Below are 16,068 nucleotides of genomic sequence, written 5' to 3' on the forward strand. Positions count from 1 at the left end.
GCAGGGGTCCCCTGCTATGCCGTAGGCGTTAGCGGGGGACCCTTCCTTGCACCGAGGCGGGCGCGGGTGTGGATCCAGCGTACGGTCGCGTCGCGTCGCCACCGGCGTACGGCGTTGCGATCCTGCCGCAGCGACCGGTACTCGACGCCGGCCCGCAGGACGCCCTCGCGCAGGCGCAGCAGGGCCGGATGAGGTGGTACGGCGGGCCCGACGGCGTCGACGGGATAGCCCAGTTCGGCCATGACCGGCCCGGCGGCGGCCTCCACCAGGCCGACCTCGGCGGGTGCCAGTCGGCTGCGCCAGGTGCCGACGCTGCTGGAGGTCACCGGTCGGCCGGCGTTGCGCCAGGACTCCGAGAGGCTGGCCAGGGCCCGGGCCGTCGGGGTGCGGTCGTGGGCGAAGATCGCTGGTTCCGGTGACTCCCCCAACCAGGCGCAGAGCTGCGTGATCATGTCTCGGGGCTGCCGCACCAGGTCCTCGTAGCGCAGCAGGTGGACCGTGTCCGGGCCGTGACGGGCCAGCGCGGCGGCGGCCGAGGTCTGCTGCCGGGCCCAGAGCTGCCCGGTGAGGTAGGGGTGGCAGTGTCCGAACACCGCCCGGCGGGAGGAGGCGGCCACGTCCCGGGGATCGCGGACCAGCCAGACGAACCGGGCCGCCGGGTACTCGGCCAGCACGTCGGCGACGTGGTCGACCATGAAGGTGCTCTTGCAGCCCCAGCGGGCCTTCCCCTCCGCCTCGCGGTACTGCTCGTAGAGTTCGGCGACCACGCCGAAGAGGGTGGGGCTCGCCCGGGCCACCGCCAGGTCGGCATCGACGCGGTGCGGCCACGGGGAGATGTGCCGGTCGAGCAGGAGGCAGGCGTCGTGGACGAGCCGTCGACGGTTGTCCTCGTCGGTGAGGTCGCCGTAGCAGTGGGCCACCGGGGCCAGGTAGCGCATGAAGTGCGGCGGGTGTGGGACGGCGATGCGGGAGTGTGCGTTCAGCACCAGGCGGAGCAGGTTCGAGCCGGAGCGTTCGGTGCCGATGATCAGTACCGGGCTCCGGGTGCGTCCGCTCCGCCCGGTGCCGTCCGTGGTCACGCCGCGCCGGCGGTGACCAGTCCTCCGGTCACCTTCTTCGCGCCGCAGGCCATCAGGCTGCTTCCGGCGGCGGCCACCTCCGGCGTGGCCACCTGGTCCAGGGTGAACCGCTCCGAGCCGGGGACCAGCGGCGCGCCCGCGGAGCTGGCCTGCGCCCGCCAGCCCGAGCCGGCGTACGAGGTCGAGCGGGTCAGCCCGTCGTCGGGGTTGGGGTGGAAGTGGGTGAAGTTCTCGGGCCAGTGCTGGAAGTCCATCACCGGGCCGGGCTGGTAGGCGTCGTAGACGCGCTTGTAGGCGTCGCGGCACGCCTGCTCGGAGAGTCCACTGACGTTGAGGAACTCGTCCTCGTGCAGGGCCTGCTCGATGGAGAGCCAGTTGACGTGGTCCAGTTCGCTGCGCATCAGGCCGGACTGGAGCGCCTGCTGGTAGACGGTGGTGCCGGGCATCGCGGAGAGGTACTTGACCCGGGTAACGTGGTTGTACGTCTCGGCGAACTCGACCATGTGGTTGAGCGACTCCTCGCTCTCGTTGGGCAGGCCGACGATGAGCAGGGCACCGAACCGTACGCCGCCGTCGAACGTGGTCCGCATGGCCCGGACGGTGATGTTCTCCGAGTTGCCCTTGCGGGCCTCGCGCAGCACTTCGGAGCCGAGGGACTCGACGCCGTAGAGGATGATGTCGGCACCCGCGTCACGCATCGCGTCGATCCGCGGCTTGTCCATGTCGGCACACCGGGTCAGACAGGTCCACCGCAGGTCGTGGTCCTTGATGACGTCGCAGATCTCGATGGTCTGTCGACGGTGGGAGCTGAACGTCAGGTCGACGAAGAAGCTGAACTCGATGCCGTAGCGGCTCTTGAGCCAGGCCAGGTCGGCGTCCATCTTCTCCGGCGACTTGGCACGCACCTGCGGGGTGGTGCGGTAGCAGAAGGAGCAGTCCATCTTGCAGCCACGGCTGTAGGAGGAGATGATCTGCGGCTGTAGGCCCATCGGGCTCTGCGCCTGGGGCCAGAGTTCCAGGCGCATCCGGGGCAGCGCGTCGAGGTCCATCATCTGTCCGCGCGGCGGCGTGCGCTTCACGACGCCTTCCGGGCTGCGGTAGAGGATGCCGCGGATGGTGGGCAGGTCCTGTGCCCAGCGGCCGGCGGCGTAGCTCTCCATCAGGTCGAGGATGGTGATCTCACCCTCGCTGATCACCGCGATGTCGCAGGCGGTGTGCTCCATGAACAGGTTGGGCACCGAGGTGACGAGCGAGCCGCCGCAGATGATGGGGATCTCGGGGGCGTTGTCCCGGACCATGGCCATCAGCTCGTTGCAGAACGGGAAGTTGTCCTCGAAGGTGCAGATGCCCAGGACGTCGGTCTGACCGATGATCTGGTCGTAGGCGGCCTGGAGAGGGTTGGGCGTGTACCGGACGTCGACGATCCGGACCGGGTAGCCGGCGTTGTGCAGGACGGTGGAGATGTAGGAGGCCCCCTCGTAGGGGGACGTCAGGAAGAACTCCCAACCACGCGGCATGGTGAACGGTGAGGGGCCGACGACCAGCGTGAACCGGGGCAGGGTGGGGTCGGTGGGGACCGGCGTCTTGTCCTGTTCCCGCATCTGTTCCTGGTAGCGGTGGTCGACGGAGTTCGTGGCGTTGGCGTACAGCTCGGGAGCGAGGGATAGCACACGAGGCATGACTGAGACCTTCCTGTCGTCGCCGCCGGGCCGTCCGGTCGGGACACCCGGCGATTGAGGACAACTATATCGAGCTTTGTCGATCTAGCGACGTCTCGTCGTCGGTCCGGTCGGTCTCACCGGCCACCGGGTAGACGCCCGGGTCGTCGAGGGGGACCTTCAGCCAGGAGATCATCTGTCGCACCTGGTGGTACGCGGCCAGCCGCCGGGCGTCGTCGTCCGTGGCCTCCGCCTCGGCGATCGGCTGCCACAGTCGCCGCACCATGACCGGGCCGATCTCCAGCAGTCCCTCGCTGCCACCGGTCGCCCAGCGCGCCAGCACGTAGCGGGCGAGTACGCCGACCGGGATACCGAGGTTGCGGGACATCCCGCGCAGGGTCACCAGCGGGTCCAGCATGCCGTACCGCATGACCTCGTCGCGGAAGTTGGCGTGCGGGTCGTCCTCCGGCCAGGTGGCGTGCCAGCGCTCCAGGCGGATCAGCGGCTCCTCGGCCGGATCCCCGCCGACGTTCTGTTCCGACGCTGATGTGGTCATCTCGCCTCCCACGTCGCTGCTCCCGTGCTCAGTCCGTCAGTCCGCCCGGTGCAGGATGCCCGTCATACAGCCCAGGGCCCCGGCGGCCCGGACGTGCTGGTCGACACCGACCTCGGTGACGGTCACCCCGACGGCCTCCAGGCGGCGGCGGATGCCCGGCGCTCCGGTCGGCATCAGGGCCCGTCGGGGACCCAGCGCCACCAGGTTCATCCCCCGTCGCCGCAGCAGCTCGTCGTCCGGCGCGAACTCCACCGCACGGACGTCCCGGGAACGCAGCAGCGCCCGCAGATCGTCGGTCGCGGCGGCGGTGTGCACCGCCGCCAACCGCTCGTCGAGGAACGTCACCGCGCCGAGGAGGTGCTGGACACCCGGACCGAGCCGGACGGTGACCACCTGCACGCCCTGGTCGGCCAGGACGCGGCGGAGGCACTCCGCCCCGGTGGCGCTGGTGCGGAACCCCACCCCGACCATCACCGTGTCGCGGTCCAGCCACAGCGCGTCCGCGCCCTCCAACGTGGCGGTGCCCGTCACCGTGGCCAGCAGCGGGTATCCGGCGGCGGCCAACGCGGCGGCGGCGTGCCGTTCCTCGCCCGCCCGTTGCGCGGCGGCCGTCCGGCCCACCACCACTCCGGCCGGGGTGGCGACGAACAGGTCGCGGGTGAAGACGAAGTTCGGTGGCGTGTCCGCCGCCGGGCGGGCCAGCACCACCTCCACGCCCGCGTCGGTGAACGCCGCGGCGACCGCCTCGGTCTCCGCGCGCATGGCGCCGAGGTCCACCCGCGCGGTCATCAGCGCGGCGGCCGGATCGGTGATCCGGGCCAGACTCTCCGGCGGCCAGCCGAGCAGCACCGCCCGCAGCGGCGCGGACTCCGACCGGTAGCCGCAGCGGGCCCAGAGCCGACCGACCGCCACCTCCTGCTCGTGGCTGGTCGGCCGGGGCGACCAGCCGGCACCACCGAGGGTGCTGGGGCGCGGTGGCGCCGTGGTCTCAGATCCAGGATTCGTCGTCGTCATATCCGAGCTCCTCGGCCAGTCGCCGCTCCGGTCCGCCGATCGCCGCGCGGACCAGCTCCGCCCGTCGCCGCCACCGGCCGGGCTGCGGCGGCGCGGTGGCGACCACCGGGTCGCGCAGTCCATCGGCCGCGATCGTGCGGAGCGGTCCGTCCATCGGCACCCCGAGCCAGTCGGTGATCCGGGTCAGCACGCCCGCCCGGCTCTGCGGTGTGCGCACCAGGTCCTCGAACCGCACGCGCAGGTAGGGCAGTCGCAGCGCGGCGGCGTCGTCGAGGATCGCCCGGTGGCAGGAGCGCCACTGCAGGGCGCAGACGTCCGGCAGGGGCGCCCGGGTGTAGTCCTGCCAGCCCTGCGGCAGGTCGAACTTCCACCACCAGCGGTCCTCGGGCCGGTCCCGCCCGTAGCCGGTGATGTTCAGCGGCCGGTCCATCCGGTGGGCGTGGAAGCCGTGGTAGAGCCAGCCGTCGTAGAGGCCGTTGATGGATCCGGCCGGGTTGCGGGTCAGGTGCAGGACGCGAATCCGGGCGTTCGGGAACAGTGCGCGCAGGAAGCCCAGCCGGTAGGCGTTGCTCGGGGTCTTGATCACCAGCGGGCGGGTGGCGAGGTCGTGTGCGGTGGCGTAGCGCCAGCCCACGGTGAGCACGAAGGGCGGTTCCTCCACCAGCAGGTCACCGGGCGCACCCCGTACGTCCTGGCGCCACGGCGGCCCGGCGAGGTGCGGCGGCATGTCGTAGTAGCCGGTGCGGACGGACACACCGCGCACGGCGAGAGCGGCGTGCAGTCGGGCGTGGAAACGGGCCGCGTGCGACAGGCGGGCGGGGTCGAAGTCGGGCTGCGACCACAGCTCGGCCAGCACCCGACGGGCCGTGTCGAGCCAGTCGGCCAGGTCGATCTCGATCGTCGGCCACTGGATGGTGAACCGCCAGGCCGCGTCCAGGAGGAACTGTTCCGGCCCGACGCTCGGGTCCGGTCGGCCGACGTCCAGCGACAGTTCCTCGTCGAAGACCCGGCGGCGGGCGGGCGGCAGGGCGGCCAGGTGCGCGGCGTCGAGCTGGTCGGAGCCGGTCCCGCTGTTCGGCGGCACCAGGCCGGCCAACCGCAGGTACGGGTTGAACTCCGCGCGCAGGTGCAGCAACGAGGGCGTACGGCGCAGCATCTCGGCGAGCATGCTGGATCCACTGCGTGAGCTGGAGGCGAGCACCACCAGGTCCCGGACCCGGCCGGTGAAGTCCCGCACCACGGGCCGCCGCAGCGCGCGCAGTTCGGTCAGCCGGTCCGCCAGGTGGGCGTTGCCGGCGAGCCCGGGCGCGGTGCCGGTCAACACACCGGTTTCCGTACCGAGTACACGCACCAGCGCCACTGGTCGCGTACCGATCCGTCGGCGGCGACCTCGAACGGGTGCACCGCCCGCACCTGGGCCGGAGCGTCGTAGAACAGCCGGTAGATCTCCTGGCGGGCCGCAGGGGTCGTCTCGTGGGTGTCGATCCACTTGTCGATCGACTCCCAGAGCAGGTACTCCTCCATCGCCAGGTCGGTGAAGCCGGCGCCCAGCAACAGCCGCCGGAAGTCCGGCTCCCGGAACATCTGGAACAGCAGCGGCTGCTTCTTCTTGAAGATCCGGAACATCCAGTACGCGTCCTCGTCGGCGTACGGGACGATCTGGCCGACGATGAACTGCCCGCCCGGCTTGAGCACCCGGAAGACCTCCGACACCGGCTTCTCCGGGTTCGGCAGCAGGTGCAGGACCTCGCGGTTGACGACCAGGTCGAAGCTGGCGTCCGGGAAGGGCAGGTCGTAGACGGTGCCCTGGTGGACCTTGTCGAGCCGGGTGGAGGCGAGCGCCACCATCTCCGGGGTGATGTCCAGACCGATCATCTCGCCGACGCGGCCCCGGAAGGCGTTGCCGACCACCCCGCTGCCGCAGCAGACGTCGAGCATCCGGGCGTCCGGGGCGACGTCGCACAGCGCCGCGTGCTGGGCCAGCAGACCCTCGTCGGTGAGCCAGGAGCAGGAGTCGTGCCAGTTGCGCGAGCGGATGCCGAACTGGCGCTGGTAGACGGCGTAGTCGACCTCGATCCGGCGACGCCGGACCTGCGCGGTGCGGCTGGCCAGCCGGGCGGCGAGCCGGGCGCGGGCGGAGTCGAGCGTACGTTTGACCAGCCGCTGCCCCAGGTCGTCGTCGAGCGCCAACTGTCGGGTCAGCTCGGCTGACACGGCGGCACGGACGAATCCGGCGACCTCGCTGCTCTGCAACCGCTTCTTCGTCTGTCCGTCGAATCGGGGGCTGCGCATCCGCACCGCCACGACCGCAGCCAGTCCTTCGAGGATGTCGACCGTGGTGATCCGTTCCCCCGCGGTCGGGTCGAGCAGGCCGCGGCTGGTCGCGTACTCGTTGATCACCTCGGCCAGCGCGGCGCGCAACCCGTCCACGTGGGTGCCGTGGTGGTCGGTCCGGACGGTGTTGACGAAGCTCTGGATGTCCTCGGTGTAGCCCTCGGTCCAGCAGAAGGCGGCGTCGAGCGCCAGGTCGTCGGTCTCGTGGCGGACGGCCAGCGGATCCGGGTGCACCCACACCGCGTCGCGGTGCCGGTGTCGGAGGAACCCGCCGACGCCGGACTGGTAGCTGAGCCGGATGTCCTCGCCGGTGCGCTCGTCGCGCAGCCGCAGGGTCAGCGCGGGGTGCAGGAAGGCGACCTCCTCCAGCCGGCTGCGGATCAGGGCGGCCGAGAACTGCGCGGTCTCCAGGACCGTCTCGTCGGGGAGGAAACGGATCCGGGTGCCGGTGCGGTCGGACGCGCCGACCCGTGCGAGGTCGCCGGTCGGCACTCCCCGCGCGTAGGTCTGCCGATGGTGGGCACCGTCGCGCCAGACGTCCAGTTCCAGCCGTTCGGACAGGGCGTTGACGCAGGAGAGTCCGACGCCGTGCAAGCCGGCCGAGGTGCGGTAGGAACCGGCCTCGAACTTGCCGCCGGAGTGCAGGGTGGTCAGCAGCACCTCGGCCGCCGGGCGGTGCTGCTCCGGGTGCGGGTCGACGGGGATGCCCCGACCGTCGTCGCCGACCGAGCAGGAGCCGTCGCGGTGCAGGACGACCTCGACGTCGCGGCAGTGTCCGGCCTCCGCCTCGTCCACCGCGTTGTCGACCAGCTCGCTGACCAGGTGGTGCCAGCCGGACACACCGACCGAACCGATGTACATCGACGGGTGTCGGCGTACGCCGTCGAGGCCGGAGAGGACCATGATCGTGCTGGCGTCGTACCTGTCGGCGGGTACCGGAGGCGGCGTCGGGGCGGCCTGCGTGGACTCCATCGGCTGGCTCACTTCCTGATCGGCGGTCTGCGGGCCGGTGGTCATCCGGTGACCGGCTCGCCGAGCGGCGCGGCCGGTACGCCGCGCAGCGCCTCGTGGGCGGCGCCCAGCTTGGCCAGGTGCGCGTGCTTGAGGGCGCGCAGCGTCTCCAGCCAGCTCGCGACGTCGGCCAGTCCCTCCTCGTGGGCCCGCTGCACCAGCGCGGGGTAGCGGACGGTCGCGGCCTCCATCTCGCTGCTCAGCGCGGCGGCGAGGTTGAGATCGGTGTCGCCCAGCGGTCGTCCGGTGGCCGGGTCGGCCACCGCCTGTAGGAAGTCGAGATGCCCGTGTGCCACACAGGCCGCGCTCTCGGCGAGTTCGGTGAACAGCCGAGCGGAGTCCAGCGAGCCCTCGATCTCGGACACCTGGGCGAAGTACTGCAGACGCAGGACGGTCGATGCTTCGGCGATGAACGCCGCGCGGATCTCGTCGAACAATTCCTCGGTGAGGGCACTCATTATTTCGTTCCACTCCCCCGAATGTTTGAGAGTATTGCCGACCGGAGCGGAAACCGCCGGATTCGGATTCGGAGTTCAATTGGTCGAGAGGGTGCGGGATCGGCGATCCCGAATAGTCGTCTAACGCTGGCCAGGCGTATCGCCACCTGGCTCACCAGGCCCGGTGGTTCGAACTATAGACGCGTCGACCATCACCCGTCTAGAGTCCAACGTCAATGTCAGTGAGCCTTCGGCAGGGCCGCTCGGGAGCGTTGCGCCGGTTCCGCAACGCCGCCCCGCCCGACCGCCCGGCGGCCCCACGCCGGCACGGCCGGTCCCGAATTGTGGAAACGACAGGGGAACAGTGACAATTAGCGATCAGGACGTCGTCGACCACTTCACGGCACGGGCCCAGGGCTACGACCGCTCCAGCGCCTGGTGCACGGACACCGAACTCGGCCGCCTCGTACTGGACCTGACCACGCCACGGCCGGAGCACGCGGTGCTCGACGTGGCCTGCGGCACCGGCCTGGTCTCCCGGCTGTTCAGCGGACGGGTGTCGCGACTGGTCGGCGTCGACGTGACCGCGGCCATGGCGGAGCAGGCCCGGCCGTCGCTGGACGACCTCGTCCTCGCACCCGCCGAGGATCTGCCCTTCCCCGACGACTCCTTCGACATCACGGTCTGTCGGCAGGGCATCCAGTTCATGGAGCTGCCGGCCGCGGTCGCCGAGATGACCCGGGTGACCCGACCGGGCGGCCGGGTCGTCCTGATCAACCTCTGCGCCTACGGCACCGACGACCGGGACGAGTACTTCGAGATCCTGCGGCTGCGCAACCCGGTACGTCGACACTTCTTCCTGCCGGGCGACCTCGCGGCACTGCTGCGCGAGGCGGGCTGCGGGGAGGTGGAGACCCGCAGGTACGTCTCGGTCGAGGACATCGACGTCTGGTCGGACAACGGCGCCATCGACGAGGACGCCAGGGAGGCGATCCGCCGGGTGTACCGGTCCATGTCACCGGAGTTCCGCCGGTTGCACGCGGTGGCGCAGACCGACGGGCGGATCATCGACCGGATGCTCTTCGAGATCGCGGCGGGGTCTCCGGCCGGGGGCTGACGCACGGACGGTCCCCGGGCCGACGAGGGGCGTCCTCGTCGGCCCGGGGTGGCGTGCGCTCAGTCCACCACCGGCGGGACGGCGGGTGGGGCGACCGTCGGGGACACCAACGGGACGGGGTGGAACTCGTCCGGGTCGGTCGTCAGGTCGTACCAGTCGACGGCGCCGCCCTCGACCGGCTGCCAGATGGTCTTGTCACGGCCGTCGATGCGGACCGAGGCCAGCGCCCGCAGGTCCCGGTACTCGCTCGCCTCGCGCTTCTCCTCGGGGAAGTAGGTCTCCGAGTACGCGGGCCGCGACGTGCCGGTCAGATCCCGGAAGAACGACACCATGGACTCGCCGTCGCCGGGGGTCCCCGGCAGCCCCAGCAGATCCAGGACGGTGGGCATGATGTCGACCAGCCGCACCTGCTCGTGGAACTCCCGACCGGCCGGCACCCCCGGCCCGGAGAAGATCATCGGCACGTGCTGGGTGGCGTCGTGCAGCAGGCAGCCGTGCCCCTCCTCGTACGGATGCCCGCGCTCCCCCGCGTGGTCGTTGGAGTACCAGCCGCCGAGGTCCTCGCCGTGGTCGGAGAAGCAGACCACGAGCATCGAGTCGATGTCGTGTCCGGCGGCGGCCAACCGGTCGAGCAGCACCCCGAGATAGTGGTCGCTGTAGGCGACCTCGCCCTCGTAGGGGTTGTCGACGGCCACGCCGACGTCCTCCGGCGGCTCGTACGGCCAGTGCGCGTCGAAGAAGTGGGCGAAGAGGAAGAAGGGCGTGGTCTGTTCGGCCAGCCAGTCACCGGCCCGCTCGGCGACCATCGGCGCCCGCTTGAGGGCCAGCCCGCGCAGCTTCACGTCGCCCACCGCGAGAGGGTCCCGCCCGTCGGGCAGCAGCGGGATCTCGTCGTCATAGAAGTCGAAGCCACGGTCGATGCCGTACCACTTGTTGAGACCGGGACAGGAGACGACGGCGCCGGTCCGGTAGCCGACCTCGCGCAGCCGTTCGGCCAGGGTGGGCACGTCGGCGCGCAGTTGTTCACGGAACAGGTGACGGACGCCGTGGTTCGGTGGTTGCAGCCCGGTGAAGACCGTGGCGTGGCTGACCGGAGTCAGTGGGCAGGACGACACGGCCTGGCGGAACGTGACGCCCCGGCGGCGGAGCCCCTCCACACCCGGGAACCTCCCGGAGTACGCGACGTCGGCGCGGACGGTGTCGAGCGAGACGAAAAGGACACTGGGCCGGTCCACGAGAACCCCCTCGCTGCTACGGGCAGTCGGGAGATCGTACCTGATCGATGCGTTCATTGACGACCACGGAAGTGCGCCGACGGCGACACGTTGACGGTGATCATCGTTGGCGTTATGTTCGTCGCCATCGGCTTAGGGGGGCGCAATGCGGTCGTGCATCCTGATGTGGAAATACCCGCAGATGGTGGTCCTCACGGCCGTCACTGCCGCCCTGTACGCGACCGCGTACATCGCGTTGTCGCCGTTCAGCATCGATCTGGTGCCGGGCGTGCTCAGCTTCTCGATCCGCACCATCTTCCCGATGGTTTTCGGAATCCTGTTCGGCCCGGCGGGAGCCTGGGGCCTCGGCATCGGAAACATTGTCGGTGACCTGTTCACCGGCAGTCTCGCACTCGGCTCGGTATTCGGTTTCCTGTCGAACGCCCTGCTCGGCTACCTCGGTTTCACCCTCTGGTCCCGGTTCGGTCCACGCCCGGCGCCGCACGACGCCGACACCGAGGACGCGCCGGCCGGTGACCGGGTCCGCCCGGTGCTGACCTACCTGGCCATCGGTGTCGTCGCGGCGGCGGCGAGCGCGGTCGTGCTCGCCTGGGGCCTGGACCTGCTCGGCTTCGTGCCGTTCCGGGTCGTCGCGGTCACCCTGGCCGCCAACTTCGTGATCGGCAACTGGGTCGGCGGTCTGCTGTACCTCCTCCTGCACCGACGGGTGCGCGCGATGGGCGTGACCTGGGACGAGATCATGGATCTCGACCAGCCACCGGGCCGAGGGCCACGCGCGCTGCTGGGCACGGCGCTCGTCGCGGTCGGCGGCATCGCCGGTTGGCTCGTCGGCCTCCAGCTCGGCGGTTCCGACCTGCTCACCCCGGTCGTGGGCGTCGCCTTCGTGGCGGTGCTCCTCGGCTCGTTCCTCCTCTGACGGGACGATGTCCCTCTCGTTGACCGCGAAGCACCTGGGCTTCACCTATCGGCGGTCCTCCACCGCGGCGTTGACCGGGGTGGACCTGCACCTGCCACCTGAGCAGTTCACCGCGCTGCTGGGCGCGGCCGGTGCCGGGAAGTCCACCCTCGCCATGGCGCTGACCGGCCTGATCCCGCGCAGTGTCCGGGGGCGTCGGGAGGGCACGGTGCACCTCGACGACCGGGATCTCACCGAGCTGACCGCCGCCGAGGTGGCGCGGCACATCGGCATCGTCTTCCAGGACTTCGAGAGTCAACTCTTCGCGACCAGCGTGACCCTGGAGCTTGCGTTCGGGCTGGAGAACCTCGCGGTCGCAACGGCCGAGATGCGTCAGCGGGTCGAGGACCACCTGCGCCTGCTCCGGCTCACCGAGCTACGCGACCGCGAACCGGCCACGCTCTCCGGTGGTCAGAAGCAGCGGCTGGCACTGGCCGCCGCTCTGGCCCTCGAACCGGAGATCCTGATCCTGGACGAGCCGACCACCGATCTCGACGCGGCCAGTCGCGTCGAGGTGATCCGCGCGGCGCGCTGGTCGGGTGGCCGGCCCCGGACGCTCCTCCTGGTGGAACACGACACCGAGGCGGTGCTGGGTCCGCCCGGCGGGCCCGGCGCGGACCGGGTGGTGCTGCTGGAGGGCGGCCGGGTGGTGGTGGACGGTCCGGCCGACACCGTCCTGCGGGACCCCGCGCTGCTTCGCCGGCACGGGGTCCGGCCGCCACAGGTCGCCGACGTCTGCGACCGGCTCGGGCTGCCCGAGATCGCCCTCACCGTGGCCGAGGCGGTGCCGCTGATCGGGCCGCTGCGCCCCTCGGCGGGGCCGACCCGGGCGCGTGCGGAGCCCGGACCGGCCGTGGTCAGCGCGCGGCACCTCGACCACGAGTATCCCGACGGTCGGACGCTGGCCCTGCGTGACGTGTCGGTGGACATCCGAGAGGGACAGTTCACCGCCGTCATGGGACGTAACGGATCCGGCAAGACGACCCTGGCCAAGGTCCTCAGTGGGTTGCTCGTGCCCGATTCGGGGCAGGTCGACGTGTTGGGCAGGGATCTGCGGGGCCTGCCCCGGGCCGAGGTGGCCCGCCAGGTGGGCTACGTGTTCCAGAATCCCGACCATCAGCTCTTCTCGGCGACCGTGGCGGACGAGATCGCCTTCGGTCCGCGCAACTTCGGCCTGCCGGACGACGAGGTGCACGACCGGGTGGAGGCCGCGCTGGCCGACGTCGGTCTGACCGAGCTGCGCCGGACCGACCCGTTCCTGCTGCGCAAGGGCGACCGGCAGCGCCTGGCCGTGGCGGCGGTGCTGGCCATGGGTCCTCGGGTGATCGTGCTGGACGAGCCGACCACCGGCCTCGACGAACGGCAGCAGCAGTCGGTCATGCGGCTGCTGCGCCGCCTCAACCGGGCCGACCTGACCGTGGTCATGGTCACCCACCACGCCAACCTCGTCGCCGAGTACGCCGACCGGGTCGTCGTGATGACCGACGGGCGTATCGTCCTCGACGGGCCGCCCGAGGTGGTGTTCCGGCGTCGCGACGTGCTCGCCGCCGCGTCGGTGCTGCCGCCGCCCGTGCTCGACCTCGCCGACGAACTGCGGGTGGACGCGCTCACGGTCGACGAACTCGCCGCCGCCGTCCGAGTGGGCGGGTGAGACGTGTACAAGAGCCTCTATCTCAACCGTTCGTCGCCGGTGCACGCCCTCGATCCACGGGCCAAGCTGCTGGGCCTGCTCGCCCTGGCCGGACTGCCGTTCGCGTTCAACGACCCCCGCTACGTGGCGGCGGTCGGGTTGCTCGTGCTGGGGCTGTCCGCCGTCGCCGGCTGCCTGGGCAACCTGCGCCGATTCCGCAACGTCTACCTGCTGGTGTTCGTGGTCAACGTCGTCCTGTGGCAGTTCACCATCGACGGCACCACCACGCTGTTCGAGCTGGGTCCGGTCACCGTCACCCGGGAGGCGCTGCTGTACGGCGTCGCCGCGGCGCTGCGTTTCGTCGTCGTCCTGATGGTCGGCACCCTCTTCGTCTCGTGCACCAGCACCGAGGACGTCACCGTCGGGCTGGTGCACCTGCGCCTGCCGTACACCGTGGCGTTCGTGGTCTCCACCACGCTGCGCCTGGTGCCGGCGTTCGTCACCGCCACCGGCACCGTCATCGAGGCGCAGACGGCGCGGGGTTTCGTGGCGGACAGCCGCAACCCGGTACGCCGGGTCCGTCAGCTCCTGCCCGTGGTGGTGCCGTTGATCGTCTACGCGCTGCGGCACGGGTCGATGATGTCGCTGGCGATGGAGGCCCGGGGGTTCACGGTGCGGGGCAGCCGGACCAGCTACCGCACCCCGGTGATGACCGCCCGGGACATCGCCGTGTTGGGCGGGCTGGCGATCATCCTGGTCGGTGCGATACACCTTCGACTGTCCGGTTACGGCGTGGTGCTGCCCGGACGGCTGTGACGCACCGGGGCGACCGGGAGGGAGCACGAATGACGCCTCGCCTGATCGCCACCGACGTGGACGGGACCCTGCTGCGCCCGGACGAGACGGTCTCCGCCCGCACCGGTCGTACGCTCGCCGCGGTGGCCCGCTCGGGCACGCCGTTGGCTCTGGTCACCGGTCGTCCGCCGCGCTGGCTGCGGCCGGTGCTGGCGGAGACGGCGCACCGTGGGCCGGTGGTCTGCGCGAACGGGGCGATGCTCTACGACGTACCGACGCAGCGGGTGTTGCGGTCGTACCCGATGGAGGTGGCGTGCCTGCGGGCGGTCGCCGAGAACATCCGGCGGATCCTGCCCGACGCGGCCTTCGCGGCCGAGTACGGTGACGCCTTCGTCCACGAGCCCGGGTACCGGCCCCGGTGGGACATCGGTCTGCCCGAGGTGAGCATCGTGGACCTGACCGTGGTGCTCGCGCGCCCGGCGGTGAAGCTCCTGGTGCGGCACACCGAGCTCGGGGCGGACGCGATGTTCGAGCTGGTGCGGCCGGCGGTCGGGGACCTCGCGGTGGTGACCCACGGTTCGGGTGACGCCCGGATGGAGATCTCCGCGGTGGGTGTCACCAAGGCCACCGCGCTGGCCGCTCTCGCCGAGGAACTCGGCGTCGACCGGTCGGAGGTGATCGCCTTCGGTGACATGCCGAACGACCTGCCGATGATGGAGTGGGCCGGGCGGTCCTTCGCGGTCGCGAACGCACATCCCGAGGTCCGGGCGATCGCCGACGAGGTGGTCGGTGCCAACAGCGAGGACGGTGTGGCCGGCGTGCTGGAGCGGTGGTGGCCGGCCGACGCGCCGCCGCCGCTCAGTGGTCCGCGTTCCCGGTCCGCCGCCGCAGCCGCGCCAACTCTGCGGTACTGAAGCCGGAGAGCCGGCGGGCGTCGGCGTTGATCGGGTGTTTGTACGGCGTCCCGGCGTCGTTCTCCTCCAGGAGCCGGTACACCCGTTCCTCGGCCTCCTGGACGGCCTGTTCGCTGCCCAACAGGTGACGCAGCCAGCGGTTGCCGTTGGCCACGTGGGTCACCTCGTCGGCGGTGATGTACTCGAACACCATCGCGATGTGGTCCTCGCCGTCGGCCTTGAGCCGACGGTGCACGTTCTCCGCGCTGTCCAGCGCCGCGCCCTCGCCGATGCGCTGTTCGATGATGAGCCGTTCCGCGAGGTCGCGGCCGAGGACGAACTTGTCCCACACCTCGTACTGCACCGGCTGGTCGCCGGGGGCCAGCCCGCACTCGTGGGCCCGTTGCATGAACAGCTCGAAGTGGCGGGCCTCGTCGCGGATCTGCTTGGCGAGGTCGTAGCGCAGGCCCCACGGCGCCTCGGGGTGGTGTGCCAGGACCGCCGCACACACCTCGGTCGCGCACAGCTCGATGCGGTACGCCATGTCGTAGAGGATGGTGCCGTAGCGGCCCGGCCCGTCCGGGGGCACCGCCCGGCCCTCACGCAGGCCGGGATCGCGTCCCGGCCGCGTCGGGATCACCGGAAGCGGTGGGCAGGGGGTGTCCGTGCCGGATTCGCTCGGCAGCCGGGACAGGACCTCCTGCCGGAGGGCGGGCTCGTAGGGCAGCACGTCGATGCGGTGCAGCACGTCGGTGAGGCATTCGACGGTGCTCTCGTCGGCGGCGGTCAGCAGTCGGGAGCGGTGCGCGAACACCTGGTCGCGCAGGTCGGGGTAGCAGACCCCGACCAGCGCCGTCCGTTGCCGCTGCGGGTCGGGGATCCGGGTCACGCGGTCGAGCAGGCGTACCCGTGCGGTGTCCGGGACGACGGCGTCGGAGGTGCTGGTGCGCAGGGTGGCGATCCGTTCGTCGATGAGCTGGGCACCCTGGGCCAGCGCCCAGATCTCCCGCGACAGCGCCAGCTTCTGCGCGGTGTCGGGTATCCGGACCAGGACGCTCGCGGCGAGCCCCATGGTCTGCTCCATGGCGTCCCGGATCGTCGCCAGCGCCCGTCGGTTGTGGGTGAGGTCGAGTCCCGGTGGCACGAACTCCGGATCCAAGAGGGAACCTCCCCGAACGTCCGATCCCTGCCGGTCCGGCCGTGCGGCTACGCGACGCCGTGGGCCGTCCGCATCCCTCTGAGGGCGGATCCTACAGCGCTGCGCGGGGGCCGAGGCAAGAGCAATATATCCATGTCGGTAACTGTCGTGCCGCGTACGGACTTCGTCTACCATCGATCTTTGTCGCGGCGTTTC

General features: G+C 71.0%; 14 protein-coding genes. 5 read left to right on the plus strand and 9 right to left on the minus strand.

All coding sequences use genetic code 11. The features are described from left to right. Positions 1-14: 14 nt before the first annotated feature. From ACQVFL_RS18270 to ACQVFL_RS18300, 7 genes are all read right to left on the minus strand, one after another. Positions 15-1,079, minus strand: coding sequence for a sulfotransferase family protein (locus ACQVFL_RS18270; protein ID WP_431727104.1), 1,065 nt, complete (start codon positions 1,077-1,079; stop codon positions 15-17). Next, on the minus strand, positions 1,076-2,758 hold the full coding sequence (locus ACQVFL_RS18275; protein WP_396694547.1) for a B12-binding domain-containing radical SAM protein: 1,683 nt from the start codon (positions 2,756-2,758) through the stop codon (positions 1,076-1,078). The genes ACQVFL_RS18270 and ACQVFL_RS18275 overlap by 4 nt, the downstream gene beginning before the upstream one ends. Positions 2,759-2,822: 64 nt before the next feature. Next, complete coding sequence (locus ACQVFL_RS18280) at positions 2,823-3,293, minus strand: DUF6027 family protein (protein ID WP_396694545.1); 471 nt, start codon at positions 3,291-3,293, stop codon at positions 2,823-2,825. 36 nt (positions 3,294-3,329) lie between these two features. After that, positions 3,330-4,307, minus strand: a complete 978-nt coding sequence (locus tag ACQVFL_RS18285) for a dimethylarginine dimethylaminohydrolase family protein (protein ID WP_431727105.1) — start codon at positions 4,305-4,307, stop codon at positions 3,330-3,332. Continuing rightward, a complete protein-coding gene (locus ACQVFL_RS18290; RefSeq protein WP_431727106.1) occupies positions 4,282-5,631 on the minus strand; it encodes a sulfotransferase in 1,350 nt (449 codons plus the stop codon). Before ACQVFL_RS18290 ends, ACQVFL_RS18285 begins: the two co-directional genes overlap by 26 nt. Then, positions 5,625-7,613, minus strand: coding sequence for a methyltransferase domain-containing protein (locus ACQVFL_RS18295; protein ID WP_431727107.1), 1,989 nt, complete (start codon positions 7,611-7,613; stop codon positions 5,625-5,627). The genes ACQVFL_RS18290 and ACQVFL_RS18295 overlap by 7 nt, the downstream gene beginning before the upstream one ends. A gap of 41 nt (positions 7,614-7,654) precedes the next feature. Then, complete coding sequence (locus ACQVFL_RS18300) at positions 7,655-8,110, minus strand: hypothetical protein (RefSeq protein ID WP_396694537.1); 456 nt, start codon at positions 8,108-8,110, stop codon at positions 7,655-7,657. A gap of 343 nt (positions 8,111-8,453) precedes the next feature. On the opposite strand from ACQVFL_RS18300, the gene ACQVFL_RS18305 reads away from it, so the two are divergent. Then, positions 8,454-9,206, plus strand: coding sequence for a class I SAM-dependent methyltransferase (locus ACQVFL_RS18305; protein ID WP_431727108.1), 753 nt, complete (start codon positions 8,454-8,456; stop codon positions 9,204-9,206). Between the two features lie 59 nt (positions 9,207-9,265). On the opposite strand, the gene ACQVFL_RS18310 is transcribed toward ACQVFL_RS18305, so the two are convergent. After that, entirely contained in the window at positions 9,266-10,441 is a 1,176-nt protein-coding gene (locus tag ACQVFL_RS18310; RefSeq protein ID WP_431727109.1) for a sulfatase, read from the minus strand. A 145-nt stretch (positions 10,442-10,586) separates the two neighbouring features. Here ACQVFL_RS18310 and ACQVFL_RS18315 point away from each other — a divergent pair, with 145 nt between their 5' ends. From ACQVFL_RS18315 to ACQVFL_RS18330, 4 genes are read left to right on the plus strand one after another with little or no spacing between them, the layout of a single operon-like run. Then, positions 10,587-11,357: a QueT transporter family protein gene (locus ACQVFL_RS18315; protein WP_431727110.1), complete on the plus strand. Its 771-nt coding sequence runs from the start codon at positions 10,587-10,589 to the stop codon at positions 11,355-11,357. A gap of 19 nt (positions 11,358-11,376) precedes the next feature. Further along, on the plus strand, positions 11,377-13,047 hold the full coding sequence (locus ACQVFL_RS18320; protein ID WP_396694528.1) for an ABC transporter ATP-binding protein: 1,671 nt from the start codon (positions 11,377-11,379) through the stop codon (positions 13,045-13,047). 3 nt (positions 13,048-13,050) lie between these two features. Further along, positions 13,051-13,842, plus strand: coding sequence for an energy-coupling factor transporter transmembrane component T family protein (locus ACQVFL_RS18325; protein ID WP_431727111.1), 792 nt, complete (start codon positions 13,051-13,053; stop codon positions 13,840-13,842). Positions 13,843-13,871: 29 nt separating this feature from the next. Then, complete coding sequence (locus ACQVFL_RS18330; RefSeq protein ID WP_431727112.1) at positions 13,872-14,735, plus strand: HAD family hydrolase; 864 nt, start codon at positions 13,872-13,874, stop codon at positions 14,733-14,735. Here the strand turns inward: ACQVFL_RS18330 and ACQVFL_RS18335 are convergent. Then, on the minus strand, positions 14,680-15,873 hold the full coding sequence (locus ACQVFL_RS18335) for a DUF455 family protein (RefSeq protein WP_431727113.1): 1,194 nt from the start codon (positions 15,871-15,873) through the stop codon (positions 14,680-14,682). The two genes, ACQVFL_RS18330 and ACQVFL_RS18335, sit on opposite strands and share 56 nt — an antisense overlap. Positions 15,874-16,068: the final 195 nt, after the last annotated feature.

This window comes from Verrucosispora sp. TAA-831, from assembly GCF_050780145.1.
Classification (GTDB): domain Bacteria; phylum Actinomycetota; class Actinomycetes; order Mycobacteriales; family Micromonosporaceae; genus Micromonospora.

Coding starts and splice junctions, on each gene's coding strand:
- ACQVFL_RS18280 (WP_396694545.1), bottom strand. CDS start 3,293: ATGACCACATCAGCGTCGGAACAGAACGTCGGCGGGGATCCGGCCGAG.
- ACQVFL_RS18330 (WP_431727112.1), top strand. CDS start 13,872: ATGACGCCTCGCCTGATCGCCACCGACGTGGACGGGACCCTGCTGCGC.
- ACQVFL_RS18300 (WP_396694537.1), bottom strand. CDS start 8,110: ATGAGTGCCCTCACCGAGGAATTGTTCGACGAGATCCGCGCGGCGTTC.
- ACQVFL_RS18295 (WP_431727107.1), bottom strand. CDS start 7,613: ATGGAGTCCACGCAGGCCGCCCCGACGCCGCCTCCGGTACCCGCCGAC.
- ACQVFL_RS18275 (WP_396694547.1), bottom strand. CDS start 2,758: ATGCCTCGTGTGCTATCCCTCGCTCCCGAGCTGTACGCCAACGCCACG.
- ACQVFL_RS18285 (WP_431727105.1), bottom strand. CDS start 4,307: ATGACGACGACGAATCCTGGATCTGAGACCACGGCGCCACCGCGCCCC.
- ACQVFL_RS18315 (WP_431727110.1), top strand. CDS start 10,587: ATGCGGTCGTGCATCCTGATGTGGAAATACCCGCAGATGGTGGTCCTC.